Source organism: Variovorax sp. ZS18.2.2, from assembly GCF_024701975.1.
In the GTDB taxonomy this organism is placed as follows: Bacteria; Pseudomonadota; Gammaproteobacteria; order Burkholderiales; family Burkholderiaceae_C; genus Variovorax.
On record NZ_JANLNM010000007.1, the window covers coordinates 299,875 to 326,341 of the forward strand.

Sequence of the window (26,467 nt, forward strand, 5' to 3'; positions counted from 1 at the left end):
CCCGATCATCGCGCGCCCGTTAAAACCCTGCCGCCACGCCGTCGCGGCGCGGGTCGCTCGCGGCCACGTAGCCCTCGACCGACGGGTCGCCCGCGCGCCAGATGAACTGGCCGGCACCGAAGTCCTGGTAGGAGTCGTCGATCACGTCCAGGTGATGGCCCAGGTCGCGCAGGCCCTGCACGGTGTTCGGGTTCATCGCGGCCTCGACGTTGATCTCCAGCCCCGCATTGAAGCGCCAGCGCGGTGCATCGCAGGCGGCCTGCGGGTTCTGCTTGTAGTCGAGCATGCGCACCAGCGTCTGCATGTGGCCCTGGGGCTGCATGTTGCCGCCCATCACGCCGAAGCTCATGACCGGCTGGCCGTCCTTGGTGAGGAAGGCCGGAATGATCGTGTGGAACGGCCGCTTGCCCGGCGCCACCACATTCGGGCTCTCGGCCTTCAGGCTGAAGCCATGGCCGCGGTTCTGCAGGCTGATGCCGAATTCGGGCTCCACGCAGCCCGAGCCGAAGCCCATGTAGTTGCTCTGGATGAAGCTCACCATCATGCCGCTCTCGTCCGCCGCGGTGAGGTAGATGGTGCCGCCCTTGACGGGGTTGCCGGCCTTGAAGTCCTGTGCCTTCTTCACGTCGATGAGGCGGGCGCGGGAGGCGAGGTAGGCGTCGTCGAGCAACTGCTCGGTGGTCACTTCCATCGTCTTGCGTTCCGACACGTAGCGGTACACATCGGCGAAGGCCAGCTTCATCGCTTCGATCTGCAGATGCTGCGATTGCACCGAGTCGACCGGCAGCGAGGCGATGTCGAACTTCTCGAGGATGCCGAGCGCGATCAGCGCTGCGATGCCCTGGCCGTTCGGCGGAATCTCGTGCAGCGTGTGACCGCGGTAGTCGCGCGAGATCGGCTTGACCCACTCGGGCTGGTAGGCCGCGAGGTCGGCCACCGTGAGCGAGCCGCCCTGCTCTTTCGAAAACTTCGCAAGCGCCTCGGCGATCTCGCCGGTGTAGTAGGCCTCGCCCTTGGTCCGGGCAATGGCCTTGAGCGCACGCGCCGCCGCGGTGAAGCGGAACAGCTCGCCCACCTCGGGCGCGCGGCCCCAGGGCAGGAAGGTCTGGGCAAAGCCGGGTTGCGAACCCAGCAGCGGCGTGGCCGCGGCCCACTTGCCCTGCACCACCGGCGGCACGAGATAGCCGCGCTCGGCGATGTCGATGGCCGGTGCCAGCAGGTCGGCGAACGGCAGCTTGCCGAAGCGCTCGCTCATCGCGACCCAGCCGCGCACCGCGCCCGGCACCGTGACCGAGTCGATGCCGCGCATCGGCGGCGTGGCGGCGTCGGCGCCGTACTTGGCCTTGAAGTACTCGGGCGTCCAGGCCTTGGGCGCCGGGCCCGAGGCGTTCAGGCCGTGCAGTTCCTTGCCGTCCCACAGGATGCAGAAGGCATCGCTGCCGAGGCCGTTGCTCACGGGCTCGACCAGCGTCATGACGGCCGCCGTGGCGATGGCCGCATCGACGGCATTGCCGCCCTGTTGCAGGATGCGCAGCCCCGCTTGCGAGGCGAGCGGGTGCGAGGTCGACACCACGTTGCGCGCGAAGATCGGGATGCGGGTCGAGAGGTAGGGGTTGTTGAAATCGAAGTTCATTTCGGTGCTCTCGTTATTCGTTGGTGATCTTGCGTTCGACCACGATTTTTTTCCATTTGGCGGCGTCGATGGCCACCATCTTCGCGAACTGTTCGGGCGTGCCTGCAACGGCGGGCTCGATGCCCAGGCGCGCAAGCTTGTCCTTCACTTCCGGATCGGCAAGGGCTTCGTTCGCCGCCTTGTTGACGCGCGCCACGATGTCGGCCGGCAGGTTCTTCGGGCCGTAGAAACCAAACCAGGTGTTCGACTCGTAGCCCGGCAGCGTGTCGGCAATCGGCGGGAGTTCGGGTGCGAGCGGCGAGCGCTTGAGCGTCGTCACGCCCAGGGCGCGAAGGCGGCCATCGCGCACATGCGGCATGCCGGTGGGCAGCGAATCGAACAGCACGTCGATCTTGCCGCTGATCAGGTCGGGAATGGCGAGCGCCGTGCCCTTGTAGGGAATGTGCGTCACGAACACGTCGGCCTGCGCCTTGAAGAGCTCGGCCGTGAGCTGCACGATGGTGCCGTTGCCGCTCGATGCGTAGTTGAGCTTGCCGGGGTTCTTCTTCGCGTAGTCGATCCACTCGCGCACGGTCTTGGCGGGCGAGGTGACCGGCACCAGCATGATGCTGGGCGCATCGCCCACATGGCCGATGGGCGTGAAGTCGCGCACCGTGTCGTAGGGCAGTTTCTGCATCACGGCCGGGCCGATCGAATGCGTGCTGGTGGTGGCCAGCAGCAGCGTGTAGCCGTCGGCCGGCGCCTTGGCCGCCTGGTCGGAGCCGATGGCGCCGCCGGCGCCGGGCTTGTTGTCGATGATCAGCTGGGTGCCGAGCTTCTCGCCCATCTTCTGCCCGAGCGTGCGCGCGAAGAGGTCGGTGGCGCCGCCCGCGGGGAACGGCACGATGAGGCGGATCGGCTTGTTCGGGTACCCCTGGGCCAGGCTGGCGGACGACGCGGCCATGCACAGCAGCGCAACGGCGGCCCCTTGCAGGAACTGGATTCTTTTCATGGTGCTGGATTCTGGCCCCGTGGAGAAACCTCGCATGCTATGCAGCCGCCGCGCATCAAGCCAGATAATTCGGCTTATTCAACTATGAGCGCTGCTTATGACAAAGAACGCCACGGAAGAGGTCTCGCTGCAGCAGCTGCGGGCGCTGGCCGCGGTTGCCGAATCGGGCAGCTTCACGCTGGCGGCGGAGAGCCTGCAGCTCACGCAGCCGGCCATCAGCCACCTGGTCAAGCGCATGGAAGAGCAACTCGGGCAGCCGCTGATCGTGCGGGGCCGCCGCATCCAGCTCACGAGCGCGGGCCAGGTGATGGTCGAGACGGCCGTGCGGGCGCTGCGGATGATCGACGAGTCGGTCGGCGCCTGCCGCTCGCAATCGCAGCTGCGCGAGGGGCGCGTGGTGCTGGCCGTGGGCCACCTCACGGCAGGCGCCCTGCTGCCGCCGATGCTCGGCCGCTTCTCGCAGAAGCACCCGACGCTCGCGACCACGCTGCTCGACAGCACGGCCGAGCAGATGATCTCGCGCATCCTTTCACAGGAGGCTGACCTGGGCTTCGGCTCCGACATCGGGCAGAAGCACTCGGAGCTGGCGACCGAGCCGCTGTTCACCGAACGCATGGCCCTCTTCGTGCGCGACGACCATCCGCTCGCGCAACGCGTGGTCGTCGATGCGAAGCACCTTGACGCGCTGCCCTTCATCCACGTCAACCCCGACGCCAACATCTGGCGCGCGGTGAGCCGCCAACTGTCGAGCGTGGCGAACGTGTACCCGCAGGTGGTGCATCACGTGTCGATGCTGTCAACGGCCTTCGGTCTCATCCAGGCAGGCGCGGGCGTGGCGCTGCTGCCGCGCTATGTGGAAGTGCTGATGCCCGGCAACCTGCGCGCGGTGGCGGTGACGCGTCCCACGCTCGAATACCCGGTCGTCGCGGTGCGGCTGGCCAAGCATCCGCTCAGCCCGGCCGCGCTGGCCTTCCTGGCGATGGCACGGCAGCACATGAAGCCGCCGCGCGCCAGCAAATGAAAACGGCGCCCGAAGGCGCCGCTTTTCCAAAGAGAGCCGAAGCCCCGTTTATTCCTCGACGAAGGCTTCCTCGCGCTTCGACTTCACCGCAGGCAACAGCACGATCACCAGCAGCAATGCAGCCGCAGCCAGCAGGCTCGCGGAGATCGGACGCGTGACGAACACGCTCCAGTCGCCACGCGACAGCAGCAGCGAGCGGCGCAGGTTCTCTTCCATCATCGGCCCGAGGATGAAACCCAGCAGCAACGGCGCAGGCTCGCAACCCAGCTTGAAGAAGGTGTAGCCCACCAGACCGAAGATGCCCACCATCCAGATGTCGAAGGTGTTGTTGTTGGTCGAGTACACGCCGATCGCGCAGAACAGCACGATCGCCGGGAACAGGAACTTGTACGGCACCGACAGCAGCTTGATCCACATGCCGATCAGCGGCAGGTTCAGGACGATCAGCATCGCGTTGCCCAGCCACATCGAGGCGATCAGGCCCCAGAACAGCTCGGGGTTGCTGGTCATCACCTGCGGACCCGGCTGGATGTTGTGGATGGTCATCGCACCCACCATCAGCGCCATCACCGCGTTGGGCGGAATGCCCAGCGTCAGCAGCGGGATGAAGGAGGTTTGCGCACCGGCGTTGTTGGCCGACTCGGGAGCCGCCACGCCGCGGATGTTGCCCTTGCCGAAGGGCACTTCGCCCGGCTTCAGCTTGGTCTTCTTCTCGATCGTGTAGGCCGCGAAAGCCGCCAGCAGCGCACCGCCGCCGGGCAGGATGCCCAGCGCAGAACCCAGCGCCGTGCCGCGCAGAACGGCAGGCACCATGCGCTTGAAGTCTTCCTTGGTCGGGAACAGGCCCGAGACCTTGGCGGTGAACACTTCGCGCTCGTCGTCGGGGCGCGAGAGGTTGGCAATGATTTCGCCGTAACCGAACACGCCCATGGCGATGGCCACGAAGCCGATGCCGTCGGTGAGTTCAGGAATGTCGAAGCTGTAGCGCGCGACACCCGAGTTCACGTCGGTACCAACCAAACCCAGCAGCAGGCCCAGGACGATCATCGCGATGGCCTTGAGCAGCGAGCCCGAAGCCAGCACCACGGCGCCGATCAGGCCCAGGATCATCAGCGAGAAGTACTCGGCAGGGCCGAACTTGAAGGCCAGCTCGGTCAGCGGCGGCGCGAAGGCGGCCAGGATCAGCGTGCCGACGCAACCTGCGAAGAACGAGCCGAGGCCCGCTGCCGCAAGCGCCGGACCCGCACGGCCCTTGCGCGCCATCTGGTAGCCGTCGATCACGGTCACCACCGAGGACGATTCGCCCGGCAGGTTCACCAGGATGGCGGTGGTCGAACCGCCGTATTGCGCGCCGTAGTAAATGCCGGCCAGCATGATCAGCGCCGAGACGGGCGGCAGCGCATACGTGGCGGGCAGCAGCATCGCGATGGTCGCGACCGGGCCGATGCCCGGGAGCACGCCGATCAGCGTACCCAGGATGCAGCCGGCCAGGCAGTACAGCAGGTTGGTGAACGTGAACGCGACACCAAAGCCCAGAGAGAGGTTGTTGATCAGATCCATTTTTTTCTCAGCCCGTGATGAAGGTCGGCCAGACCTGGATCTGCAGCTTGAGCGCCCAGATGAATGCAACGTAGCTGCCAATGGCAAGCACCGTGGCCAGGATCAGCACGGTCGGCAGCTTGAACTCGTGGCCCGCGAGGCTGGAGATGAGCACCAGCGCATAGATCGCGATGATCATTCCCATGGCCGGCACGCCCAGGCTCGGCAGGCCGCCCAGCAGGATGCCGAACGCGAGGTTGGCGCCCAGGATGAACACCACCTGCTTCCAGGCCCACTTGCCGATCTTTTCACCGTCGGTGGTTTCAACGGTGAGGCCGCTGAACATGATCCCGAGGCCGATCAAGGACATGAGGATGCCGAGCATCAGCGGGAAGTAACCAGGACCCATGCGGGCGCCGCTGCCCACGCTGTAGGTGGTGGCGCCCCAGGCGAACCCCACACCCACGACGGTGAACATCAGTCCCGAGAAAAAGTCTTTCTGACTTTTGATTTTCACGAACAGTCTCCTCGAACAAGTTTCGATGCGGGATTGTCCGGTCAGCTTGCGGTCAGGCGGATGTGGATTTCACTAACCGAACGGTTAGGGTTAACCCAAATGGCAACACATCACTCCAGGGGTGGCGTGGCGCTCAGCACCTCTTCGACGGTGGTCACGCCCTCAGCCACGCGCAGTGCGCCGGCCAGGCGCAGGGGCCGCATGCCGTCGATCACGGCCTGGCGCCGGAGGCCCGTGAGGTTGGGCTCCTTGGTGACCTTGTCCTTGAAGGGCTCGGTCACGCTCAGCAGTTCGTACAGGCCCATGCGGCCCATGTAGCCCGTCATGCGGCAATCGACGCAACCCACCGGCTTGTAGGCGCGCACCGAGCCCGTGATCTGCCAGGGCTTGACGATGGCCTCGAGGCTTTCGCGCGTGACCGTGTCGTCGGGCTGCTTGCAATGCGGGCACAGCGTGCGCACCAGCCGCTGCGCGAGCACGCCGAGCATCACGGCGGTGATGAGGTACGACGGCACGCCCAGTTCCATCATCCGCGTGATGGCGCTCGGCGCATCGTTGGTGTGCAGCGTGCTGAACACGAGGTGGCCGGTGAGTGCGGCCTGCACCGCCATCTCGGCGGTGGCGAGGTCGCGGATTTCGCCGACCATGATGATGTCCGGGTCCTGCCGCATCAGCGCGCGCAGGCCCTCGGTGAAGCCGAAGTCCAGCTGCGGCTGCACCTGCGTCTGGTTGAACGAAGGCTCGATCATTTCGATCGGGTCTTCCACCGTGCTCACGTTCACTTCTTCGGTCGCCACGCGCTTCAACGTGGAGTACAGCGTGGTGGTCTTGCCCGAGCCCGTCGGGCCGGTCACGAGGATGATGCCGTTGGGCCGCGTGACGAGCTGTTCCCAGCGCTGCGCATCGTGCTGCGCGAAGCCCAGCGCATCGAGGTCTTTCACCGCGGTGTCCGGGTCGAAGATCCGCATCACCATCTTCTCGCCGAAAGCGGTCGGCAAGGTCGACAGGCGCATTTCGACTTCGTCGCCGCGCATGTTGCGGGTCTTGATGCGGCCGTCGAGCGGACGACGCTTCTCCACCACGTCCATGCGGCCCAGCAGCTTGATGCGCGCGACCATCGCGTTCATCACGCCCATGGGCATCTGGTAGGCGGGGTGCAGGATGCCGTCGATGCGAAAGCGGATCACGCCCTGCTCGCGGCGCGGCTCCAGGTGGATGTCGCTTGCGCGCTGGTCGAAGGCGTACTGCCAAAGCCAGTCGACCACCTGCACCACGCTCTGGTCGTTGGCGTCGAGCTGCTTGTTGCTCTTGCCCAGCTCCACCAGCTGCTCGAAGCTCGCGCCGCCGGTGTTGCCGCCGGCCTTCTGCGCGGCGCGCACCGACTTGGCGAGCGCGAAGAACTCGGCCGTATAGCGCTGGATGTCGGTGGGGTTGGCCACCACGCGCCGCACCGTGCGCTTGGACTGGCGCTCGACCTCGGAGATCCAGTCGGTGAGAAAGGGCTCGGCCGTGGCCACCACCACCTCGTTGGGCAGCACCTGCACCGGCAGCACCTTGTGGCGCTCGGCGTAGGCCGCGCTCATGGTGTCGGCCACCTTGCCCACGTCGACCTTCAGCGGATCGATGCGCAGGTAGGTGAGGCCGGCGCGGCCGGCGAGCCATTGCGTGAGGGCTTCGAGGTCGAGCGGCTTGTTGTCGCTCTCGCGCGTCATCGCCACGTTGGCCAGGCGAACCAGCGGCGCCTGGCGGCTCTCGGCCTGCGCGCAGCGCGCGATGGTGCGCTTGGCCTCCATCGGGGAAATGACACCGTCGGTGGCCAGCCATTCGATCAGGCGGCGCAGGTCGAGCGGGCCTTCGTGGCGGGCGCCCAGGGGGGCGGGGGCGGAAACGGCGGGAACAGCGCTCATGAGCCGGCAGGTCGGGTGATGGAAGTATTCAGGGGCTTGAACACCCGCAGCCACTTCGGCGCGGGCAGACTCCAGCGAGTCTGGATCGTTTGCGCGCGCTCGGCAAGCACCTCGCGCTTCGGACGGCTCGGCGTGCGCTGCGCCAGCACCACCGTGTTGCCTTCGCGCGTCGGCTTGAAGGCCCAGACGGCGTCGGCGCCGAACGCGGCGGCGATCTTCTCCAGGCTGCGCTCGTAGCTCGAGGAGCGGCCGAAGAGGTTGACCGTCATGCAGCCGTCTTCGGTGAGCAGCGCGCGGCAGTCGGCGTAGAAGTCTTCGCTGTCGAGCACCGGCGCGGCGGCTTCATGGTCGTACAGGTCGACCTGCAGCGCATCGACGGTGCCGTGCCACTCGGGCTTGCGGATCTCCACCGCGGCATCGGCGATCACCACGCGCAGCTTCGGATCGTCGGCCGGCAGCTTGAACCAGCCGCGGCAGGCCGACACCACCTGCGGATTGAGCTCGACCGCCGTGGTGCGCATGCGCAGCGTCTTGCGGCTGAACTTGGTGAGCGTGGCGGCGCCGAGGCCCAGTTGCATTGCGTGGCGACTGGCGACGGTCTTGCCGTCGACGAACAGCAGCCAGGCCATCATGCGCTGCACGTATTCGAGTTCGATCTCGAACGGCGCATCGAGCTTCATCGAGCCCTGGACCCATTCGGTGCCCAGGTGCAGATAGCGGATGTCGCCCCAGTCGGAAAAATTGACTTCGGGAAGGACGGGGGTGGTGCGCGTGGCCATCGGATCAGGTGAGTTTGTGGGCGTCGAAGACCTCGCGCCAGGCCGCGAGCTTGCGCTCGAAGCGCCACGACGCATTGGCGGGACTGGTGGAAGGCAAGGAGTAGACCGGCACGCCGAGAGTGCGCGTGTGGCGTGCGTGCTTGAAGCTCTCGCCGCCGTTGTGCGCAATGGCGGCGAGCTTCGGCAGCTTCAGGCCGGCGATGTCGTTCGCGACCGGTGCGCGAATCGCCGAATCGAGGCTGCCTTCGCGTTCGCAGGCCGCGTACACGTCCCACACGCCCAGGCCGCGATCGAGCAGCCACGCCTTCTTCTTTACGTAGCTGTCTGCGCCAGTCGGCAGCGGGTGGTCGGGCCAGACGGCTTGCAAGATCTTCCAGAACTGGTTTTGGGGATGCGCATAGTACTGCTGCTGTTCGAGCGAGCGCACACCCGGAAAGCTGCCGAGGATCAGCACGACGGTGGCGGGCGAGACGATGGGCGCGAGGCCTGTGAGCACCAGGGTGTCGGGGTCGGGTGCGGCGGATCGGTTCATGGGCTGCATCTTGGCACTGTCGACGCCCACAAAAAAACCCGCCGAGGCGGGTTCTTTCGAGAGCGAGGACCGGAGCCCCGGCTTGCTTACTTCTTGGCGGCTGCGTTCTCCGCGGTGCCGGGGATCTTCTCGCCGATGGCAGCACCGGTGCTGCGCATGCCGTCGGCCGTCTTGTGGCCGGCAGTCTCAACGGCGTCGCCGGTCTTCACGGCTGCGTTCTTCGTTGCAGTGGTCGCCTTCTTGGTGGTTTTCTTGGTCGCGCTCCAGGCCTTCTTGGTGCCGCGCTCGGTCGCGTTCGCGGCCTTCTTGGTGGTGCTCTTGGTGGCGTCCCAGGCCTTCTCGGCGCCGGCTTCGGTGGCGTTCACCGCCTTCTTGGTGGTGTTCTTGGTGGCGTCGTAGGCGTCCTTGCCGGCTTCCTTCACCTTCTCGGTGGTGGTGGGTTCGGCCGTGGCGGGGGCTGCGGTCTGCGCCACGGCGGACACGCCGATGGAGGCGAGCGCCAAGGCGAGCACGACAGGCATGGTGCGAACAAAAGATGTTGTCATGGAAGACTCCTTTTTGAGTGGAATGTTGGAGTGACGGACTTGCCACTGTGCAAGCAACGCCCCTTCGAACTTCAAGGATGACAGCAAAAAGTCGCCCCATGCCGCCCCAACCGCAACTCGGGACCTTGGCCTACGCGGGGTGCGGCGCGCGCTCCGACAAGGCCATCAGACTTTCGAGCTTCGGCAGCGTTTCGACCGCATTCCGGGTGGTGGCTTCGGCCAGCGCATCGATGCCGATGCCGCGCAGTCCGGCCACCACTTCGGCGATACGCGGCAGCTCGCCCGGCTCGTTGCGGCCCTGCGCTTCACCGGCATCACGTTGCGCCTGCGTGCGGTAGAGCCAGTGCGGCTGGATGTCGGGCGCATCCGTCTCCATCACGATCGCGGCCAGCGGCAAGGTGGCCGCGAGCCGCCGCAACTGCAGCGCGCGCTCGAAGGTCACCGCGCCGCCGAAGCCGAGCCTGAGCCCGAGCTCGATGCAGGCGTTGGCCTGTTGTTCGCTTCCATTGAACGCGTGCGCAATCCCTTGCCATGGCCGTCCGCCCGCCGTCTGCCGCAAATGCTTGAGCACCTTGTCGACCGAACGCCGCACATGGATGAGCACGGGTAACCCGTGCTTGCGTGCCAGTTGCAACTGAGTGTGAAAAAAACGCTCCTGCTTCGGGCCGTCCAGGCCTTCGACGAAGTAGTCGAGCCCGATCTCTCCGACCGCCACGAGCCGTGGGTCGCCCTGCCGCGCGGTCAGTTCCGCATCGAGCACTTCGAGGTCGGCGTCCTCCGCCTGGCCCGTACAAAGTGGGTGGATGCCCAGCGCGTAGGCATCGCCCTGCTTGTGCGCCAGCTCGCGTACGGTTTCGAAGTTGAAGACGGCCACGGCCGGAATCACGCACAGGGAAACCCCTTGCGCCGCGGTGCGGGCGCGGATCTGCGGCATCTCCGCACCGAATTCGGGCGCGTCCAGGTGGCAGTGGGTATCGACAAACGAAGCCATCGCGCCATGATGCCCGAAGGGATGCGCAGGCGCGGAAAGCGTGCTACTGTGAACTCCTTCACGCGTCTTTTTTGCCGGAGGTTCTCCGATGCGCAGGCCCGCTTTCTACAGCCGTTCGCCCCGCACGCCGCCGCCGGCCGCAGAACAAGCGGCCGATCTGGCGGATGCCGCGGCATCGCCGGACACGGCAGGCGCAGGTGGCGCCGTGCAGCCACCGCTGGCCCACGCCGGCTGGCAACCCGGGCGCAAGAGCTTCGCCCTCCTCCTCGTGCTGTGCGCGGCGCTGGTCACCGGCGGCACCGTGTGGTGGCCGCGCCAGGGCAAGGCGATCACGCAGAAGGACATCGATGCAGCGGTGCTGCGCACGATGCAGACCGCCACCCTCCCCTCGCCCGCCGCAAGAGCGGCCGACATCATCCGGCCCTCGGTCGTTCGCGTGGTGGGCTACGGCACCGAGAAGGCCACGCCCGAGGCCAAGACCCAGAAGCGCGGCCGCAACATGGCCAAGGGCAAGCCGCCCGAAGCGCCGCTCGACGGCACGGCGCCCGGCGAAGTCGAACGCGGCGTCGGCACCGGCGTGGTCATCGTCGACAAGGGCGTGATCCTGACCAACCTGCACGTCGTCGCAGGCGCCGAGAAGATCAAGGTCACCTTCGCCGACGGGCTCGAAGCGGTGGCCGTCATCACCGGCGTGCAGCCCGAGAACGATCTGGCGGTGCTGCAGGCGCAGAAGATTCCCGACGACCTGATCCCCGCCGCGATGCGCTCCACCGCCGACCTGCGCCCTGGCGACCAGGTCGCGGCCGTGGGCTTTCCGTTCGGCATCGGGCCTTCGGTGTCGGCCGGCGTGGTGTCGGGCCTGAAGCGCTCGTTCCGCTCGCCCGAGGGCAAGCAGGAGCTGGGCAACCTGATCCAGTTCGATGCGGCCGCCAACCCCGGCAACTCGGGCGGCCCGCTCATCAACATGGACGGCGAGGTGCTGGGCATCGTCACCGCCATCCTCAACCCGACGCAGCAGCGCACCTTCATCGGCATCGGCTTCGCGGTGCCCATCGAGAACGCGGCCTCTGCGGCAGGTTCGCCGCCGTTCTGATTTCTTCGAAAGCCCTTCGCATGAGCACAGAGAACCCGACCTCCTCCTCCTTTTCCACGGCGCCTGCCACTGCCGAGCTGATGGAGCAGATCCTCTACGAGGTCAAGCGCGTGGTCGTGGGCCAGGACCGCTTTCTCGAGCGCGTGATGGTCGCGATGCTCGCGGGCGGCCACCTGCTGGTCGAAGGCGTGCCGGGCCTGGCGAAGACGCTCACCATCAAGACGCTGGCCGAGACGGTGCGCGGCCAGTTCAAGCGCATCCAGTTCACGCCCGACCTGGTGCCGGCCGACCTGGTCGGCACGCGCATCTACAACCAGAAGACGGGCGAGTTCAGCACCTCGCTGGGCCCCGTGTTCGCCAACCTGCTGCTGGCCGACGAAATCAACCGCGCGCCGGCCAAGGTGCAGAGCGCGCTGCTCGAGGTGATGCAGGAGCGCCAGGTCACCATCGCCGGCGAAACGCACAAGGTGCCGCGCCCCTTCCTCGTGATGGCGACGCAGAACCCCATCGAGACCGAAGGCACCTACCCGCTGCCCGAGGCGCAGGTCGACCGCTTCATGATGAAGGTGCTGGTCGACTACCCGAGCGACGAGGAAGAGTTCGTCATCGTCCAGCGCGTGATCGGCCCGCCGGTGGAGGCCCGCCCGGTCGCCACCACCGACCAGCTGGCGGCGCTGCAGGCCGAAGCGCGGCGCGTGTACGTCGACCCCTCGCTGATCCAGTACGCCGTGAAGCTCGTCTCGGCCACCCGCACGCCCGAGAAGCACGGCCTGAAGGACATGCGCCGCTTCATCACCTTCGGCGCGAGCCCGCGCGCCAGCATCAGCCTCACCGAGGGCGCGCGTGCGCTTGCGCTGCTGCGCGGCCGCAGCTATGCGCTGCCGGAAGACATGACCGCGCTGGTGGCCGATGTGCTGCGCCATCGCGTGACGCTTTCCTACGAAGGCCTGTCGGAAGGCCTGACGCCCGACAGCCTGATCGAGAAGATCATGCGGGCCATCCCCGCTCCACCCAAACCGCTCGAACATGAAAAGCTGGTGGCGTAAGGCCCCCGCGGCCGCGAACGACGAACGGCTCGCAGCGGAAGCCGGTGGGGCCGAACGTGCGCTGCGGCGGCTCGAATGGACGGTCATCCGCCGCCTCGACGGCCTGCTGCAGGGCGACTACCGCACGCTGATGCGCGGCAGCGGGCTCGACCTGGCAGACCTGCGCGAATACCAGCACCACGACGACGTGCGCCACATCGACTGGAACGTCACCGCACGGCTGCAGACGCCGCACGTGCGCGTCTTCACCGAAGACCGCGAGATGGCCGCCTGGTTCGTGCTCGACCTGAGCCGCTCGGTTGACTTCGGCTCGGGCCTGAAGGCCAAGCGCGAGATCTCGGCCGGCTTCGTCGGCGTGCTCGCGCGACTGCTCACGCGGCATGGCAACCGGGTCGGCGCGCTGGTCTACGGCAACGACCTCGAAGCCGTGATCCCGCCGCGCAGCGGCCGGCGCCATGTGCTGCACCTGCTGCACGCGATGGAGCGCCGTGCCGACAAGGCGGACGGCCCCGCGCAGAAAGGCATGACCCGCCTGGACGACCTGCTGAAATCCGCCGCAACGCTGATGCCCCGCCGCTCCACCGTCTTCGTGGTATCCGATTTCCTCAGCGAACCCGGCTGGGAACGCCCGCTCGGGCAGCTGGTGCAACGGCATGAAGTGATCGCCGTGCGCCTCTTCGATCCGCTCGAACTCGAACTGCCCGACCTCGGCCTCGTGCCGCTGCGCGACGCCGAGACCGGCGAGCAGCTCTGGGTCGACACCCACGATGCCGGTTTCCGCAAGCGCTTTGCGCGCCTGGCCACCGAGCGCGAGGCGGCGCTGCGCGCCTCGCTCGCCAAGGCCGGCGTCGACGCCCTGGAGCTTTCGACCAGCGACGATCTGGTGGAAGCCATCGTTCGTTTTGCCGACCTGCGCAAGCGCCGTACGCGCGTCGGCGGAGGGTCGGTCCCGGGCAGCGTGAAGGCGGTGGCAGCATGACTTTTCTCTGGCCTCAATTCCTCTGGTTGCTGGCGGCCTTGCCGCTGCTGGTGTTGCTCTATATCTGGCTGATCCGCCGCAAGAAGAAGCTGGCAGTGCGCTATGCGAGCCTCTCGATCGTGCGCGAGGCCATGGGCGCCGGGCAAAGCTTCAGGCGCCACGTTCCGCCCTTGCTGTTCCTGCTGGCCATGGCCGCGATGCTGGTGGCCGCGGCGCGGCCGATGGCGGTGGTGATGCTGCCCTCGAACCAGCAGACCATCATCCTTGCGATGGACGTCTCGGGCAGCATGCGCGCGGCCGACGTGCTGCCCAACCGGCTGGTGGCGGCGCAGGAAGCGGCCAAGAGCTTCATCAAGGACCTGCCCCGAACCGTGAAGGTGGGCATCGTCGCCTTCGCGGGCAGCGCACAGGTGGCGCAGTTGCCCACCACCAACCACGACGACCTGGTGACCGCCATCGACAGCTTCCAGCTGCAGCGCGCGACCGCCACCGGCAACGCCATCGTGGTGTCGCTGGCCACGCTGTTCCCCGATGCCGGCATCGACGTCGAGCAGTTCAGCGCGCCGAGTCGCCAGCGCGGCACGCCGATCGACCAGACCGAGAAGAAGCTCAAGGACTTCACGCCCGTGGCGCCCGGCTCCTTCACCTCGGCCGCGATCATCATGCTGACCGATGGCCAGCGCACCACCGGCGTCGATCCGCTCGATGCGGCCAAGGCCGCGGCCGACCGCGGCGTGCGCATCTACACGGTGGGCGTGGGCACGGTCGATGGCGAAACCATCGGCTTCGAAGGCTGGTCGATGCGCGTGCGGCTCGACGAGGAAACGCTCAAGGCCGTCGCCAACAAGACCAATGCCGAATACTTCTACGCGGGCACCGCGAACGACCTGAAGAAGGTCTACGAAACGCTGAGTTCCAAGCTCACCGTGGAGAAGAAGGAAACGGAAATCTCGGCGCTGTTCGCGCTCGGCGCGGCGGTGCTCACGCTGCTGTCGGCGGGGCTGTCGCTGCTCTGGTTCAACCGGATTCTGTAGCTCAGGCTTTCGGCGCGGACTGCAGGCCGGCCAGCACCTCGCGCAGGATTTCTTCGGACAAGGCCTCGTCTTCCACGGCGCGGGCCAGCACCACGCCGCCGTACATCGACGCCAGCATGCGGATCGCATCGCCCCGGGCGTTCTTCTTCGTGCGCCACGGAAAATTTTTGGTGAAGCGGTCGATCACCGACTTGAGATAGGTCGTCAGCGGCACGCTGATGCCCCCGCTGCTCTGCGTTCCCGACTGCGCCGCGAACGCCGCCACGAGGCAGCCATCGGCGCGGCCGTCGCGGTGGTCGGGGCTCAGGTAATCACGCACATAGGCGCGCATGCCTTCGGGCGTTTCGCCGGCCGCATCGAGGTCGGCGAGCGCGGCGTTCCCGGAGTGGTCGATGCACGCCGCCATCAGCGCCTCTTTCGAGTCGAAGTGGTTGTAGAAGGGCCCGTGCGTGAGGCCCGTGGCTTTCATGATCTCGCTCACGCTCACGCCGTCGAAGCCGCGCTCCTTGAAGAGGCGCGAGGCCTCGGCAAGGATCTTCTGGTGCTTTTCGGCGGTTTCTGCTGCGGGGTATCGCATGTGACCTCTTTCTGTTCCGGGGTACTTCAGGACCTCGATTGACGTTAAGCATGATACTCATCATGCTTCGCCACTTCAAACATGATGGTCATCATGCTTTGAGTCAAACAATTACTTTTGAATGGATTCCCAATGAGCGAACAAGCAACCCTCGGCACCGCCGTCGTCACAGGCGCATCGGCCGGCCTCGGCAAGATCTACGCGGACCGCCTGGCCCGCCGCGGCCACGATCTCGTGCTGGTGGCGCGCCGCACGGACCTGCTGGAAGAAGTCGCAGCAGCCCTCCGCGCCAAGTACGGCGTGAAGGTGCAGACGCTGGCGGCCGACCTGGCCGCTGCCGGCGACCTCGAGCGCGTCGTCAAGGCCGTGTCCACCGATGCCTCGATCACGCTCCTGGTCAACAACGCCGGCCTTTCGACGCTCGCGCCCGTCGCGCAGACCACGACCGCACAGCTGCAAAGCATGCTCGACGTGAACATCAACGCCCTCGCGCAGCTGAGCCACGCCGCGCTGACCGCCTTCAAGGCGCGCAACCGCGGCACGCTGGTGAACATCGGCTCGGTGCTGGGCTTCCACACGCTGCCGATCAGCAGCATCTACAGCGGCACCAAGGCCTTCGTGGTCGCGTTCACGCGCGGGCTGCAAGACGAAGTGGCGGGCACCGGCGTGAAGGTGCAACTGGTGCTGCCAGCGGCGACGGCTACCGACATCTGGGAACTCTCGGGCGTGCCGATGTCGGCACTGGCCGAAGGCACGATCATGGCGGCCGAAGACTGCGTGGACGCCGCCCTGGCCGGCCTCGACCTGGGCGAGCCGATCACGCTGCCGTCGGTGAACGAGGCGAGCCTGCTCGCGACCTTTGTCGATGCGAGCGCCAAGCTGTTCGGCGCCTCGCAGACCAGCAAGCCGGCGACGCGCTACCTGGCGACGGCCTGATCGGGTTCAGTCTCGGCCTTGGTCGTCGCGTAGTCCGGTGACTTCACAGCGCCGATGCCACCCAGGAACAGATCGGCCACGATCGGCGCAATCGCCGCGTGGTCGAGTTTTCCGCCGGGCTTCATCCAGGTGAACATCCAGTTGATCATGCCGAACAGCAGCATGGTCAGCGGCTTGGCGAGGTCGTCGCTCGGCGCGCCGGGCCGCAGCGCCGACACCGCGCGCGCGAAGCCCGCGACCACCTCGCGCTCCTTGTCGAGCACGCGTTCGCGGTCTTCCTCTTCGAGAAAGCGCACGTCGTCGGTCAGCACGCGGTGCGCGTCCTGCGCGCCGGCGTATTCCTCGACGATGCGGTAGATGAAGCGGCGCAGGCGCTGTTCATCGGTGTGCGTCGAGGCCTCCTCTTCGGCCACCAGCGCCGCCAGCTTCGACACGTGCGTCTCGGCGATGCTGATGAGGAGGCTGCTCTTGTCCTTGTAGTAGTGATAGAGGGTGGCCTTCGAGAGGTTGCAGGCCTCGGCCACCTGGTTCATCGACGTGGCGGGATAGCCCCGGCGCGCGAACAGCTGGGCGGCCTGCGCGAGGATCAGTTCGCGCTGGTCGTCGTAGGTGGCGGATCTTCCACGCGGCATCGGGTCAGGTTCCTGGATGAATGGGTTGAGGGCAGTGCGTGATCTTGCATGAAGCGAGCAGCGGGTCAGCCGCGCCGCGTGGCAATGAGCGAACGCACGTCGGTGGCCGGCAGGCGCGGACGGTCCGCTTCCATCTCGGCGAGCGGCGCCACTTCGCGCAGGCTCTCCAAGCTGCGCACCGTGAGCGCCTGGTACACGTGCGTGCCTTCGAGCTTCCAGGCGATTTCATCGTCGCTGAGCTCGCGCTTGACCTTCGCCGGAATGCCCGACACCAGCGAACGCGCCGGCACCTTCATGCCGGCCGGAACGAAGGCGCAGGCAGCCACGATGGCCTTCTCGCCGATCTCGGCCTCGTCCATCACCACCGCATTCATGCCCACCAGCGCATCGCGCCGCACGATGCAGCTATGCAGGATCGCGCCGTGGCCGATGTGGCCGTTGACCTCCACCACCGTGTCGTTGTCGGGAAAGCCGTGGATGCAGCAGTGGTCCTGCACGTTGGAGCCCTGCTCCAGCACGATGCGGCCGAAATCGCCACGCAGGCTCGCGCAGGGGCCGACATAACAGTTCGGGCCGACGATCACGTCGCCGATCAGCACGGCGCTGGGGTGCACGTACGCACTCGGGTCGACAACGGGAATCACGCCGTCGATGGAATAGCTGGGCATTCGGTCGGTCTCCTTTTTTCGGGGTCTCAGGGTTTGCCCTGAATCAACCCACTTGTGCAGCGATTGAGGTCGATCCTAAAATCAACCGAACGGTCGGTCAATAGTGTTTGCGAGCCGATTCGTACCCACACAAGGATGAGAGACACCCCATGTCGGAACCTTTAGTTCTCACCAGCAACGCCGGAGCGGTGCGCACGCTGAGCCTCAACCGCCCCGCGGCGCTCAACAGCTTCACGACGCAAATGCATGCGGAGTTGATGGCCGAGCTCGAACTCGCAGCCGGGGACGACAGCGTTCGATGCGTCGTTCTCACCGGCGCCGGGCGCGCCTTCTGCGCCGGGCAAGACCTCGCCGATCCCGCCGTCGCACCCGACCCCACGCCCGGCGCCGCGCCCAAGGACCTGGGCCGCATGATCTCCACTTATTACGCCCCGCTGGTCGCACGCCTGCGCTCGATGCCGGTGCCGGTGGTCGCAGCCGTCAACGGCGTTGCCGCCGGAGCGGGCGCCAACCTCGCGCTGTGCTGCGACCTCGTCGTGGCCGGCCGCTCGGCCAGTTTCATCCAGGCCTTCACCAAGATCGGCCTCGTGCCCGACACCGGCGGCACCTGGCTGCTGCCGCGCCTCGTGGGCCCGGCGCGCGCGCTCGGCATCGCGCTGCTCGGCGACAAGCTCCCCGCCGAAGAGGCCGCACGCATCGGCCTGATCTGGCAGTGCGTGGACGACGCGGCGTTGCCCGACACCGCCGCCGCGCTCGCCTCGAAGCTCGCCGCCATGCCGACCCGCGCCCTCGTCGCCACCCGTCAGGCCATGGCCGCTGCGCAGAACACAGACCTCGATACGGCCCTGGCCGAGGAAGCCCGCCTGCAGCGCGAGATGGGCAACGCCAACGACTACCGCGAAGGCGTCGAAGCCTTCCGCGCCAAGCGCGCGCCCGTGTTCAAGGACCGCTGAGCCATGACCGAATCCACCCGCACGCCCCAGCAGACGGCCGAGTACGTCCGCGACGGCATGCTCGCCAACGACAACGCCACCAACGGCCTGGGCATGCGCATCGTCGAGGTCGGCCCCGGCCAGGCCACCATCGAGATGCGCGTTCGCCCCGACATGCTCAACGGCCACGCCACCTGCCATGGCGGCTTCATGGCCACGCTGGCCGACTCGACCTTCGCCTTCGCCTGCAACTCGTACAACGAGCTGACCGTGGCCTCGGGCTTCTCGATCGACTTCATCGCCCCCGCGCGCGAAGGCGATGTGCTCACCGCGCGCTGCCACGAGGTCTCCAAGGCCGGCCGCACCGGCGTGTACGACACCGAAATCACCAACCAGCGCGGCGAGCGCATCGCGATGTTCCGCGGCCGTTCGTACACCGCCAAAGGCCGCCCCGCCGTCCCTGCCTGAAGAAGAGACAAGACCCACCATGACCGCCCGACACCCCGCCCCCGGCGAACTCGACCCCATCGAAACCGCGAGCCGCGACGAGATCGCCGCGCTGCAGCTCACGCGCCTGCGCGCCACGCTGCAGCGCGCCTACGACAACGTGCCGCACTACCGCAAGGCCTTCGATGCGAAGGGCGTGCATCCGGACGATCTGAAGTCGCTCGCCGACCTGTCGAAGTTTCCGTTCACGGTGAAGAGCGACCTGCGCGACAACTACCCCTTCGGCATGTTCGCCGTGCCGCGCGAAAACGTGGCGCGCATCCATGCCTCGTCGGGCACCACCGGCAAGCCGACCGTGGTCGGCTACACGCTCAAGGACATCGACACCTGGGCCAACCTCGTCGCCCGCTCCATCCGCGCGGCGGGCGGCCGGCCCGGCGACATGGTGCACGTGTCGTACGGCTACGGCCTCTTCACCGGGGGCCTGGGCGCGCACTACGGCGCCGAACGCGCGGGGTGCACGGTCATCCCCATGTCGGGCGGCCAGACCGAGAAGCAGGTGCAGATCATCCAGGACTTCAAGCCGAACATCATCATGGTCACGCCCAGCTACATGCAGGTGATCATCGAGCAGTTCGAACGCCAGGGCCTGAGCGCCAAAGACAGCTCGCTCAAGATCGGCATCTTCGGCGCCGAGCCGTGGACCGAGGCGATGCGCCGCGACATCGAGGCCAAGGCCGGCATCGACGCGGTCGACATCTACGGCCTCTCCGAAGTGATGGGCCCCGGCGTCGCGAGCGAATGCGTCGAGAGCAAGGACGGCCCCGTGATCTGGGAAGACCACTTCTACCCCGAGATCATCGACCCCGAAACCGGCGAGCTGAAGGCCGACGGCGAAGAAGGCGAACTGGTCTTCACGTCGTTGAGCAAAGAGGCGATGCCGATCATTCGCTACCGCACACGCGACCTCACGCGCCTCCTGCCGCCCACCTCGCGTTCGTTCCGCCGCATGGGCAAGATCGTCGGGCGCAGCGACGACATGATGATCATCCGCGGCGTCAACGTCTTCCCCACGCAGGTGGAAGAAATCGTGCTCGCGCACAAGTGCCTCTCGGGCCTCTACCAGGTGCACGTGAGCCGTGCCGACAAGCTCGACCAGGTCGAGGTGCACTGCGAGCTCAACCCCGCCGACGCCGCTTCGGCGGACCGCACCGCCATCGGCGAATGGGTGCAGCACCGCGTGAAGACGCTCATCGGCATTTCCACGCGCGTGGTGGTGCACGCGCCCAACGAGATGGAACGCACCCAGACCGGCAAGGCGCGCCGCGTGATCGACACGCGTCCGCGTTGAACCCATCGCCTCCTACAAAAAAACCTCGATGACATTGAATTTCCGACCGATCGCCCTCGCCTGCATCGCCCTCGCGCTGGCCGGCTGCGCCGCCACGACGCCTGCGCCCGGCGGCAAGGTCACGATCAAGCGCGATGCCTACGGTGTGCCGCACGTGTATGCCAACGACGTGCGCGGCCTGTTCCACGGCTTCGGCTACGCGGTCGCCGAAGACCGCCTGTTCCAGATGGAGATGGCCCGCCGCGCGGTGCTCGGCACGGTCTCCGAAGTGATGGGCCCGGCCTACGTCGCGCTCGACAAGGGCAGCCGCGCCGGCTTCACGCCCGAATCCATCCGCGCGCAAATGGCCCGCCTGTCGCCCGACGACAAGGCGATCTTCGATGGCTATGCCGCGGGCTTCAATGCGCGCGTCAACGAAGTGCTGGCGGCACAGGCGACCCTGCTGCCCAAGCAATTCAACGACGCCGGATTCAAGCCGAAGGCCGATTGGACAGGCTACGACGTGGCCATGATCTGGGTCGGCACCATGGCCAACCGCTATTCGAACGTGAGCAGCGAAGTCGCCAACCTGCGCCTCTTGGAGCAACTGCGCAAGGCCCGCGGCGATGTCGCCGGCCGCCAGCTGTTCGACCAGATCCGCTGGGTGGAAGATCCGCTCGCGCCCACCACCGTGCCGCGCACCGGCGCGCGCGCCCAGGCTGCCGTGCAGCAACCGGCCGGCGACGACGCCGTCGCGCGCCTGGCCCCCGTCTCGCCCGAACTGCTGGTCGCGCGCAACGACATCGACGCGGCCCAACGCGGCGTGGCCGAGCCGTGGACCCGCCCGATCGCCAGCAACCTCTGGATCGCCGGTCCGTCGAAGACCACCGACGGCAGCACCGTCTTCATCAACGGCCCGCAGTTCAACTGGTTCAACCCGTCCTACGTGTTCGGCATCGGCCTGCACGGCGCCGGCTTCGACGTGACGGGCAACACGCCGTTCGCGCACCCGGTCGTGCTCTTCGGCACCAACGGCAAGATCGCCTGGGGCGCCACCGCCGGCCCGCTGGACGTGAACGACATGTACCAGGAGAAGCTCAACCCGGCCAACCCGCACGAGTACCAGTTCAACGGTGCGATGCGCGCGATGAGCAAGCGCACCGAAGTCATCAAGGTCAAGGGCCAGCCCGACCAGAGCGTGGACGTGTACGCCACCGTGCACGGCATCGTCACCAACTTCGACCTGCCCAACGGCACCGCCTATTCGATGAAGCGGAGCTGGGACGGCTACGAACTCGAATCGCTGCTCGGCTGGATCCACTCGATGCAGGCGAAGAACTGGGACCAGTGGCTGGCGCAGGCCTCGCGCGTGGCCATCACCATCAACTGGTACTACGCGGACACCGAGGGCAACATCGGCTACGTCTCGCCCGGCCGCCTGCCGATCCGCCCGGCCACACAGGACATCCGCTTGCCCGCCGTGGGCGACGGTTCGATGGAATGGCTCGGCATCCGCCCCTTCAGCGAAGACCCCAAGACCTTCAACCCGGCGCAGGGCTACGTCGCCAACTGGAACAATCAGTCCGCACCAGGCGCGGTGAGCGACGGCGGCAACTATTCCGTGGTCGACCGCGTGCGCGAATTCACCGCGCGCCTGGAGGCCAAGCCGAAGCTCACGCCGGACGAACTGTGGGCGCTCAACCGCACCACCGCCTACGCCGACACCAACGCGCGCTACATGGTGCCCTTTGCCATCGAGGCCACGCGCAACCTGCCGGCCGCCGACCCGGCGCGCCGTGCGGCGCAGATGCTGGCCGACTGGAACGCCCTCAACGAAGACCCGGCCGAACGCGGCGTCTACGACAGCCCCGCCACCACGCTGATGATGAACTGGCTGCCCATCCTCTACAAAAAGGTGCTGGCCGACGACCTGCCGCCCGAGGTGTTCGCGGCCTATGCGGGCAACGGCTATGCGGGCGACACGCAGGTGGCCAGCATCCGCCCCGGCAACGGCATGAAGCTGGTCTACAACGCATTGCTCGGCGCCAGGGCCGGCGTGCCGCAGACCTACGACTTCTTCAATGGCGAAGACAAGAACGCGGTGCTGCGCGCCACGCTCACAGAGGCCATGGCCGAACTGGCGAAGCGCTACGGCAGCGACACCGCGAAATGGCGCACGCCGGTCGTCAGGCACGCCTTTCTCACCAGCAACTTCATCGGCGCGCCGCAGGCGGGTGCCGACGAACTGCTGACATTGCCGAGCTTCATGAACCGGGGCTCGCAGAACGACAAGGTGGTGCTCGGTGCGCGCGGCGTCACGCTGTGCACCGCCGCGCCGCCCGGCCAGAGCGGCTTCGTCGCGCCCGATGGCCGCAAGTCGGCGCACTACGCCGACCAGATGACGCTCTTCAAGGACTTCCGCTGCAAGAGCGAGGCGCTGACGCCCGCCGACGTGGACCGCCAGGCCGAATCGACCAAGCAGCTGAGCTACTGACCGCAGCCCGGCACACCACCCATTCACCCGCAAGGAGAACCACGATGTACACGCAAGCCATGGACACCATGGGCAAGGACGCAGGCGACGGCAAGAAGGCCGTGCGCTCCGCCGAGGAGATGCGGCTCGAGGAGCGCTTCGACGCGCAGATCGATGCCGGCGACTTCATCGAAGCCAAGGACTGGATGCCCGAGCACTACCGCAAGACGCTGGTGCGCCAGATCAGCCAGCACGCGCACTCCGAGATCGTCGGCATGCTGCCCGAGGGCAACTGGATCAGCCGCGCGCCCACGCTGAAGCGCAAGGCCATCCTGTTGGCCAAGGTGCAGGACGAAGGCGGCCACGGCCTCTACCTGTATGCCGCCGCCGAGACGCTGGGCACCTCGCGCGACCAGATGTTCGATGCACTGCACAGCGGCAAGGCCAAGTACAGCTCGATCTTCAACTACCCCACGCTCACCTGGGCCGACATGGGCACCATCGGCTGGCTGGTCGATGGCGCGGCCATCATGAACCAGGTGCCGATCTGCCGCTGCTCGTACGCACCGTATGCGCGCGCCATGATCCGCATCTGCCGCGAGGAGAGCTTTCACCAGCGCCAGGGCTACGAAGCCCTGCTCACCATGATGACCCACGGCACCGACGCGCAGAAGGCGATGGTGCAGGACGCGGTCGACCGCTGGTGGTGGCCCTCGATCATGATGTTCGGCCCACCCGACGACCAGTCGCCCAACTCGGCGCAGTCGATGCGCTGGGGCATCAAGCGCTTCAGCAACGACGAGCTGCGCCAGAAGTTCATCGACGCCGCCGTCGAGCAGGCCGCCATCCTCGGCGTGACCCTGCCCGACCCCGACCTGAAGTGGAACGAAGAGCGCCAGGCGCACGACTTCGGCACGATCGACTGGAGCGAGTTCTGGCGCGTGGTGGGCGGCGACGGCCCCTGCAACCGCGAGCGCCTGCAGGCGCGCGTCGACGCCTGGGATGACGGCGAATGGGTCCGCGAAGCCGCGATGGCCCACGCCAACAAACAACCAATGAAGGAGGCCGCATGAGCGCCGATACGACCAAGCAAGAATGGCCCCTGTGGGAAGTGTTCGTGCGCAGCAAGGCGGGCCTGGACCACAAGCACTGCGGCAGCCTGCACGCGGCCGATTCGAAGATGGCGATCCAGATGGCGCGCGACGTGTACACGCGCCGCCAGGAAGGCAGCAGCATCTGGGTGGTGCGCTCCGAGCAGATCGTGGCGAGCGATCCGGGCGAGAAGGACATGTACTTCGATCCGGCGGAAGACAAGGTCTATCGCCATCCGACCTTCTACGCGCTGCCCAAGTCCGTGGACCACATGTGAGCGGCCATTGACGGGACCATCATGCAAGCATCGATCGAACTGAACCGCACGCCCGCCGTGCAATACCTGCTGCGCATCGGCGACACGTGCCTGGTGCTTGCGCAGCGCCTGGGCGAATGGTGCGGGCACGCGCCCGTGCTGGAGGAAGACATCGCGATGGCCAACATCGCGCTCGACCTCGTCGGGCAAGCGCGCGGCCTGCTCACGCATGCCGGCAAGCTCGAGGGAGAGGGCCGTGAGCACGACGAAGACCAGCTCGCGTACCTGCGCAACGAGCGCGACTACTTCAACCTCACGCTGGTCGAGCTGCCGCGCGGCGACTTCGCCTTTGCCGTGCTGCGCAACACCATGGTCGCCACGCTGCTCAAGCTGCTGTGGCAACGCCTGGCCGCATCGAGCGACGCCGAAGTGGCCGCGATCGCCGGTAAGGCCGTGAAGGAAGCGCGCTACCACCAGCAGCACTCGGCCGACTGGGTCGTGCGCCTGGGCGACGGCACCGACGAATCGCGCCGCCGCACCGAGAAGGCGTTGAAGCAGCTCTGGCTCTACGTGCCCGAACTCTTCGAGAGCGATGCGGTGGACGCTGAAGCCAGCGCCAGCGGCCTCGGCCCGGCATGGAGCGAACTGCGCGAGCCCTGGCTCGCCGAGATGCAGCAGGTGCTCGACGCGGCCGGCCTCGCGATGCCACAGGAAGCCGCGTTCCGCAGCAACGGCAAGCAAGGCGTGCACAGCGAACACATGGGCTACATCCTCACCGAGATGCAGCACCTGCAGCGCAGCTTCCCCGGAGGCGTGTGGTGAACACCGTGGTGGCATCGCGCGTCGATGCGGCGTGGGCCGTGCTGCACACCGTGCTCGACCCCGAGGTGCCGGCCGTGTCGGTCTGCGACCTGGGCATCGTGCGCGAAGTGATCGAGCATGACGACGGCCTCGAGATCGTGCTCACGCCGACCTACTCCGGCTGCCCCGCGACCGAAGCCATCGAACACGACGTGCTGGCCGCCATCGAACAGGCCGGCCTGGGCCGCGCACGCGCCACGCTGCGCCGCGCGCCCGCATGGAGCAGCGACTGGATCAGCGACGAAGGCCGCGCCAAGCTCAAGGCCTATGGCATCGCCCCGCCGGCCCATCTCACGCCCGAAGTCGCGGCCAACACCGCGATGCCGATCAAGCTCTTCGGCCGCATCGCCGGCGAACGCATCGCCTGCCCGCGCTGCGCGAGCGAGCGCACCGAGCGCCTGTCCGCTTTCGGCTCTACCGCCTGCAAGGCCCTCTATCGCTGCATGGCCTGCCGCGAACCTTTCGAACATTTCAAGCCGATCTAAGGCGCCCCCGATGAGTACCCTTTTCCACCCCCTGCGCGTGAAGGCCATCGAGCCCGATACGCACGAGGCCGTCATCGTCTCGTTCGAGGTGCCGGCCGACCTGCAGGAAGTCTTCGGCTTCACGCAGGGCCAGTACCTCACCTTGCGCCATGACATCGACGGCCAGGACCTGCGCCGCTCCTATTCGATCTGCGCGGGCCTGGACGACGGCGAGCTGCGCGTCGGCGTGCGCAAGGTGCGCGGCGGCGTGTTCTCCAACTGGATCAACGCGAGCCTGCAACCGGGCGACACGCTGCAGGTGATGGCGCCGCAAGGCCGCTTCTTCGTGCCGATCGAGCCGGCTTCGGCCCGGCACCACGTCGGCATCGCGGGCGGCAGCGGCATCACGCCGATCCTCTCGATCATGAAGACGGTGCTGGCGCGCGAACCCGCGAGCCGCTTCACGCTGATCTACGGCAACCGGCAACTGCAGTCCACGATGTTCAAGGAAGAAATCGAGGACCTGAAGAACCGCTACATGACGCGCCTCGTGCTGCTGCACGTGTTCTCCGACGAGCACACCGATTCGCCGCTGGGCTTCGGCGTGATGAACCGCGAGAAGATCGGCGAGTTCCTGCAGTCGGTGGTGCCCGCGAAACGCATCGACCACGTCTACGTGTGCGGCCCGTTCCAGATGAACGACGAGGCCGAGGCCGCGCTGCTCGCGGCCGGTGTGCCCGAGGACCGCATCCACATCGAACGCTTCGGCGTGGCCTTGCCCTCGGCCACGCAGGTCGGCGCCGTGGTGCACGAACCGCAGCCGGGCGATGCCAAGCAGGCCCGCATCACCATCGTGCGCGACGGCCTGCAGCGCGAGATCACTTTCACCGAAGGCCAGCCCAGCATCCTCGACGCCGCCTCGGCCGCCGGCCTCGAAGTGCCGTTCTCGTGCACCTCGGGCGTGTGCGGAACCTGCCGCGCCAAATGCGTGGACGGGGAAGTCCGCATGGAAAGAAACTTCGCGCTCGACAAGAATGAAGTGGCCGCCGGGTTCGTGCTGACCTGCCAGGCCCACCCCCTCACCGAGCGTGTCACCCTGTCCTTCGACGAGCGCTGAATATGAAGCACACCCCCAGGCTTGCCCACTGCGTGTGGCCTCCTACCCCCTCGCCGGGGGCAACGCCAGCGGCCC

At 67.1% G+C, this 26,467-nt stretch carries 27 protein-coding genes; 15 read left to right on the forward strand and 12 right to left on the reverse strand.

The features are described 5' to 3' along the window. Nucleotides 1-19 precede the first annotated feature (19 nt). Nucleotides 20-1,633 (reverse strand): gamma-glutamyltransferase family protein, encoded by a 1,614-nt coding sequence (locus NU688_RS25110; RefSeq protein WP_257863541.1) that lies wholly within the window; start codon nt 1,631-1,633, stop codon nt 20-22. A 13-nt stretch (nt 1,634-1,646) separates the two neighbouring features. Continuing rightward, the gene (locus NU688_RS25115; RefSeq protein ID WP_257863542.1) at nt 1,647-2,624 is read right to left on the reverse strand and encodes a tripartite tricarboxylate transporter substrate binding protein; all 978 of its coding nucleotides are present in this window, start codon (nt 2,622-2,624) and stop codon (nt 1,647-1,649) included. 97 nt (nt 2,625-2,721) lie between these two features. Between NU688_RS25115 and NU688_RS25120 the strand changes: the two genes are divergently transcribed. Continuing rightward, on the forward strand, nt 2,722-3,645 hold the full coding sequence (locus NU688_RS25120; RefSeq protein ID WP_257863543.1) for a LysR family transcriptional regulator: 924 nt from the start codon (nt 2,722-2,724) through the stop codon (nt 3,643-3,645). A 48-nt stretch (nt 3,646-3,693) separates the two neighbouring features. On the opposite strand, the gene NU688_RS25125 is transcribed toward NU688_RS25120, so the two are convergent. The 7 genes from NU688_RS25125 to NU688_RS25155 form a co-directional block, all read right to left on the reverse strand. Further along, nucleotides 3,694-5,205, reverse strand: coding sequence for a tripartite tricarboxylate transporter permease (locus NU688_RS25125; protein WP_257863544.1), 1,512 nt, complete (start codon nt 5,203-5,205; stop codon nt 3,694-3,696). Between the two features lie 7 nt (nt 5,206-5,212). Next, nucleotides 5,213-5,701 (reverse strand): tripartite tricarboxylate transporter TctB family protein, encoded by a 489-nt coding sequence (locus NU688_RS25130; RefSeq protein ID WP_257863545.1) that lies wholly within the window; start codon nt 5,699-5,701, stop codon nt 5,213-5,215. A gap of 110 nt (nt 5,702-5,811) precedes the next feature. Further along, on the reverse strand, nt 5,812-7,608 hold the full coding sequence (locus NU688_RS25135) for a GspE/PulE family protein (protein WP_257863546.1): 1,797 nt from the start codon (nt 7,606-7,608) through the stop codon (nt 5,812-5,814). Then, nucleotides 7,605-8,387 (reverse strand): spermidine synthase, encoded by a 783-nt coding sequence (locus NU688_RS25140; RefSeq protein WP_257863547.1) that lies wholly within the window; start codon nt 8,385-8,387, stop codon nt 7,605-7,607. Before NU688_RS25140 ends, NU688_RS25135 begins: the two co-directional genes overlap by 4 nt. A gap of 4 nt (nt 8,388-8,391) precedes the next feature. Then, on the reverse strand, nt 8,392-8,919 hold the full coding sequence (locus tag NU688_RS25145; protein WP_257863548.1) for a DNA-deoxyinosine glycosylase: 528 nt from the start codon (nt 8,917-8,919) through the stop codon (nt 8,392-8,394). Nucleotides 8,920-9,005: 86 nt separating this feature from the next. Continuing rightward, the gene (locus tag NU688_RS25150; protein WP_257863549.1) at nt 9,006-9,464 is read right to left on the reverse strand and encodes a hypothetical protein; all 459 of its coding nucleotides are present in this window, start codon (nt 9,462-9,464) and stop codon (nt 9,006-9,008) included. 130 nt (nt 9,465-9,594) lie between these two features. Then, the gene (locus NU688_RS25155) at nt 9,595-10,455 is read right to left on the reverse strand and encodes a TatD family hydrolase (protein ID WP_257863550.1); all 861 of its coding nucleotides are present in this window, start codon (nt 10,453-10,455) and stop codon (nt 9,595-9,597) included. Between the two features lie 88 nt (nt 10,456-10,543). Between NU688_RS25155 and NU688_RS25160 the strand changes: the two genes are divergently transcribed. Genes NU688_RS25160 through NU688_RS25175 form a run of 4 tightly spaced genes read left to right on the forward strand, consistent with a single transcriptional unit; the run spans nt 10,544 to nt 14,607 of the window. Continuing rightward, the gene (locus tag NU688_RS25160; RefSeq protein ID WP_257863551.1) at nt 10,544-11,548 is read left to right on the forward strand and encodes a S1C family serine protease; all 1,005 of its coding nucleotides are present in this window, start codon (nt 10,544-10,546) and stop codon (nt 11,546-11,548) included. 20 nt (nt 11,549-11,568) lie between these two features. After that, nucleotides 11,569-12,594, forward strand: a complete 1,026-nt coding sequence (locus tag NU688_RS25165; protein WP_257863552.1) for a MoxR family ATPase — start codon at nt 11,569-11,571, stop codon at nt 12,592-12,594. Beyond that, the gene (locus NU688_RS25170; protein ID WP_257863553.1) at nt 12,575-13,573 is read left to right on the forward strand and encodes a DUF58 domain-containing protein; all 999 of its coding nucleotides are present in this window, start codon (nt 12,575-12,577) and stop codon (nt 13,571-13,573) included. The genes NU688_RS25165 and NU688_RS25170 overlap by 20 nt, the downstream gene beginning before the upstream one ends. Beyond that, entirely contained in the window at nt 13,570-14,607 is a 1,038-nt protein-coding gene (locus tag NU688_RS25175) for a VWA domain-containing protein (protein WP_257863554.1), read from the forward strand. Before NU688_RS25170 ends, NU688_RS25175 begins: the two co-directional genes overlap by 4 nt. A gap of 1 nt (nt 14,608) precedes the next feature. Here the strand turns inward: NU688_RS25175 and NU688_RS25180 are convergent, their stop codons facing one another. Further along, a complete protein-coding gene (locus NU688_RS25180; RefSeq protein WP_257863555.1) occupies nt 14,609-15,184 on the reverse strand; it encodes a TetR/AcrR family transcriptional regulator in 576 nt (191 codons plus the stop codon). A 132-nt stretch (nt 15,185-15,316) separates the two neighbouring features. Here NU688_RS25180 and NU688_RS25185 point away from each other — a divergent pair, with 132 nt between their 5' ends. Beyond that, nucleotides 15,317-16,120, forward strand: coding sequence for an SDR family oxidoreductase (locus NU688_RS25185; protein ID WP_257863556.1), 804 nt, complete (start codon nt 15,317-15,319; stop codon nt 16,118-16,120). Here NU688_RS25185 and NU688_RS25190 read toward each other — a convergent pair. Further along, the gene (locus tag NU688_RS25190) at nt 16,102-16,752 is read right to left on the reverse strand and encodes a TetR/AcrR family transcriptional regulator (protein ID WP_257863557.1); all 651 of its coding nucleotides are present in this window, start codon (nt 16,750-16,752) and stop codon (nt 16,102-16,104) included. The genes NU688_RS25185 and NU688_RS25190 overlap by 19 nt on opposite strands. Nucleotides 16,753-16,817: 65 nt before the next feature. Continuing rightward, nucleotides 16,818-17,420, reverse strand: coding sequence for a phenylacetic acid degradation protein PaaY (locus NU688_RS25195; protein ID WP_257863558.1), 603 nt, complete (start codon nt 17,418-17,420; stop codon nt 16,818-16,820). Between the two features lie 149 nt (nt 17,421-17,569). On the opposite strand from NU688_RS25195, the gene NU688_RS25200 reads away from it, so the two are divergent. Genes NU688_RS25200 through paaE form a run of 9 tightly spaced genes read left to right on the forward strand, consistent with a single transcriptional unit; the run spans nt 17,570 to nt 26,392 of the window. Next, nucleotides 17,570-18,373: an enoyl-CoA hydratase-related protein gene (locus tag NU688_RS25200; RefSeq protein WP_257863559.1), complete on the forward strand. Its 804-nt coding sequence runs from the start codon at nt 17,570-17,572 to the stop codon at nt 18,371-18,373. Nucleotides 18,374-18,376: 3 nt separating this feature from the next. Beyond that, on the forward strand, nt 18,377-18,820 hold the full coding sequence (gene paaI / locus NU688_RS25205; protein ID WP_257863561.1) for a hydroxyphenylacetyl-CoA thioesterase PaaI: 444 nt from the start codon (nt 18,377-18,379) through the stop codon (nt 18,818-18,820). 19 nt (nt 18,821-18,839) lie between these two features. After that, complete coding sequence (paaK, locus tag NU688_RS25210; RefSeq protein ID WP_257863563.1) at nt 18,840-20,150, forward strand: phenylacetate--CoA ligase PaaK; 1,311 nt, start codon at nt 18,840-18,842, stop codon at nt 20,148-20,150. 28 nt (nt 20,151-20,178) lie between these two features. Further along, nucleotides 20,179-22,623 (forward strand): penicillin acylase family protein, encoded by a 2,445-nt coding sequence (locus tag NU688_RS25215; RefSeq protein WP_257863564.1) that lies wholly within the window; start codon nt 20,179-20,181, stop codon nt 22,621-22,623. Between the two features lie 44 nt (nt 22,624-22,667). After that, a complete protein-coding gene (paaA, locus tag NU688_RS25220) occupies nt 22,668-23,675 on the forward strand; it encodes a 1,2-phenylacetyl-CoA epoxidase subunit PaaA (protein WP_257863566.1) in 1,008 nt (335 codons plus the stop codon). Then, the gene (paaB, locus tag NU688_RS25225; protein WP_013539788.1) at nt 23,672-23,971 is read left to right on the forward strand and encodes a 1,2-phenylacetyl-CoA epoxidase subunit PaaB; all 300 of its coding nucleotides are present in this window, start codon (nt 23,672-23,674) and stop codon (nt 23,969-23,971) included. The genes paaA and paaB overlap by 4 nt, the downstream gene beginning before the upstream one ends. 21 nt (nt 23,972-23,992) lie before the next feature. Next, entirely contained in the window at nt 23,993-24,772 is a 780-nt protein-coding gene (gene paaC / locus NU688_RS25230) for a 1,2-phenylacetyl-CoA epoxidase subunit PaaC (protein ID WP_257863568.1), read from the forward strand. Beyond that, complete coding sequence (paaD, locus tag NU688_RS25235; RefSeq protein WP_257863569.1) at nt 24,769-25,296, forward strand: 1,2-phenylacetyl-CoA epoxidase subunit PaaD; 528 nt, start codon at nt 24,769-24,771, stop codon at nt 25,294-25,296. The genes paaC and paaD overlap by 4 nt, the downstream gene beginning before the upstream one ends. A gap of 10 nt (nt 25,297-25,306) precedes the next feature. Then, nucleotides 25,307-26,392 carry a 1,2-phenylacetyl-CoA epoxidase subunit PaaE gene (gene paaE / locus NU688_RS25240; protein WP_257863570.1) on the forward strand — a complete coding sequence of 362 codons (1,086 nt, stop codon included), beginning with the start codon at nt 25,307-25,309 and terminating at the stop codon, nt 26,390-26,392. Nucleotides 26,393-26,467 lie beyond the last annotated feature (75 nt).

Excerpts from the sequence above, each read along its gene's own strand:
- NU688_RS25180 (WP_257863555.1), bottom strand. The coding sequence starts at position 15,184 with ATGCGATACCCCGCAGCAGAAACCGCCGAAAAGCACCAGAAGATCCTT.
- paaC (WP_257863568.1), top strand. The coding sequence starts at position 23,993 with ATGCAAGCATCGATCGAACTGAACCGCACGCCCGCCGTGCAATACCTG.
- NU688_RS25125 (WP_257863544.1), bottom strand. The coding sequence starts at position 5,205 with ATGGATCTGATCAACAACCTCTCTCTGGGCTTTGGTGTCGCGTTCACG.
- paaK (WP_257863563.1), top strand. The coding sequence starts at position 18,840 with ATGACCGCCCGACACCCCGCCCCCGGCGAACTCGACCCCATCGAAACC.
- NU688_RS25120 (WP_257863543.1), top strand. The coding sequence starts at position 2,722 with ATGACAAAGAACGCCACGGAAGAGGTCTCGCTGCAGCAGCTGCGGGCG.
- NU688_RS25185 (WP_257863556.1), top strand. The coding sequence starts at position 15,317 with ATGAGCGAACAAGCAACCCTCGGCACCGCCGTCGTCACAGGCGCATCG.
- NU688_RS25160 (WP_257863551.1), top strand. The coding sequence starts at position 10,544 with ATGCGCAGGCCCGCTTTCTACAGCCGTTCGCCCCGCACGCCGCCGCCG.
- NU688_RS25145 (WP_257863548.1), bottom strand. The coding sequence starts at position 8,919 with ATGAACCGATCCGCCGCACCCGACCCCGACACCCTGGTGCTCACAGGC.
- NU688_RS25155 (WP_257863550.1), bottom strand. The coding sequence starts at position 10,455 with ATGGCTTCGTTTGTCGATACCCACTGCCACCTGGACGCGCCCGAATTC.
- NU688_RS25200 (WP_257863559.1), top strand. The coding sequence starts at position 17,570 with ATGTCGGAACCTTTAGTTCTCACCAGCAACGCCGGAGCGGTGCGCACG.
- NU688_RS25135 (WP_257863546.1), bottom strand. The coding sequence starts at position 7,608 with ATGAGCGCTGTTCCCGCCGTTTCCGCCCCCGCCCCCCTGGGCGCCCGC.
- NU688_RS25110 (WP_257863541.1), bottom strand. The coding sequence starts at position 1,633 with ATGAACTTCGATTTCAACAACCCCTACCTCTCGACCCGCATCCCGATC.
- NU688_RS25215 (WP_257863564.1), top strand. The coding sequence starts at position 20,179 with ATGACATTGAATTTCCGACCGATCGCCCTCGCCTGCATCGCCCTCGCG.
- paaI (WP_257863561.1), top strand. The coding sequence starts at position 18,377 with ATGACCGAATCCACCCGCACGCCCCAGCAGACGGCCGAGTACGTCCGC.
- NU688_RS25195 (WP_257863558.1), bottom strand. The coding sequence starts at position 17,420 with ATGCCCAGCTATTCCATCGACGGCGTGATTCCCGTTGTCGACCCGAGT.
- NU688_RS25175 (WP_257863554.1), top strand. The coding sequence starts at position 13,570 with ATGACTTTTCTCTGGCCTCAATTCCTCTGGTTGCTGGCGGCCTTGCCG.
- paaE (WP_257863570.1), top strand. The coding sequence starts at position 25,307 with ATGAGTACCCTTTTCCACCCCCTGCGCGTGAAGGCCATCGAGCCCGAT.
- NU688_RS25170 (WP_257863553.1), top strand. The coding sequence starts at position 12,575 with ATGAAAAGCTGGTGGCGTAAGGCCCCCGCGGCCGCGAACGACGAACGG.
- NU688_RS25150 (WP_257863549.1), bottom strand. The coding sequence starts at position 9,464 with ATGACAACATCTTTTGTTCGCACCATGCCTGTCGTGCTCGCCTTGGCG.
- NU688_RS25140 (WP_257863547.1), bottom strand. The coding sequence starts at position 8,387 with ATGGCCACGCGCACCACCCCCGTCCTTCCCGAAGTCAATTTTTCCGAC.
- NU688_RS25115 (WP_257863542.1), bottom strand. The coding sequence starts at position 2,624 with ATGAAAAGAATCCAGTTCCTGCAAGGGGCCGCCGTTGCGCTGCTGTGC.
- paaB (WP_013539788.1), top strand. The coding sequence starts at position 23,672 with ATGAGCGCCGATACGACCAAGCAAGAATGGCCCCTGTGGGAAGTGTTC.
- NU688_RS25190 (WP_257863557.1), bottom strand. The coding sequence starts at position 16,752 with ATGCCGCGTGGAAGATCCGCCACCTACGACGACCAGCGCGAACTGATC.
- paaA (WP_257863566.1), top strand. The coding sequence starts at position 22,668 with ATGTACACGCAAGCCATGGACACCATGGGCAAGGACGCAGGCGACGGC.
- NU688_RS25165 (WP_257863552.1), top strand. The coding sequence starts at position 11,569 with ATGAGCACAGAGAACCCGACCTCCTCCTCCTTTTCCACGGCGCCTGCC.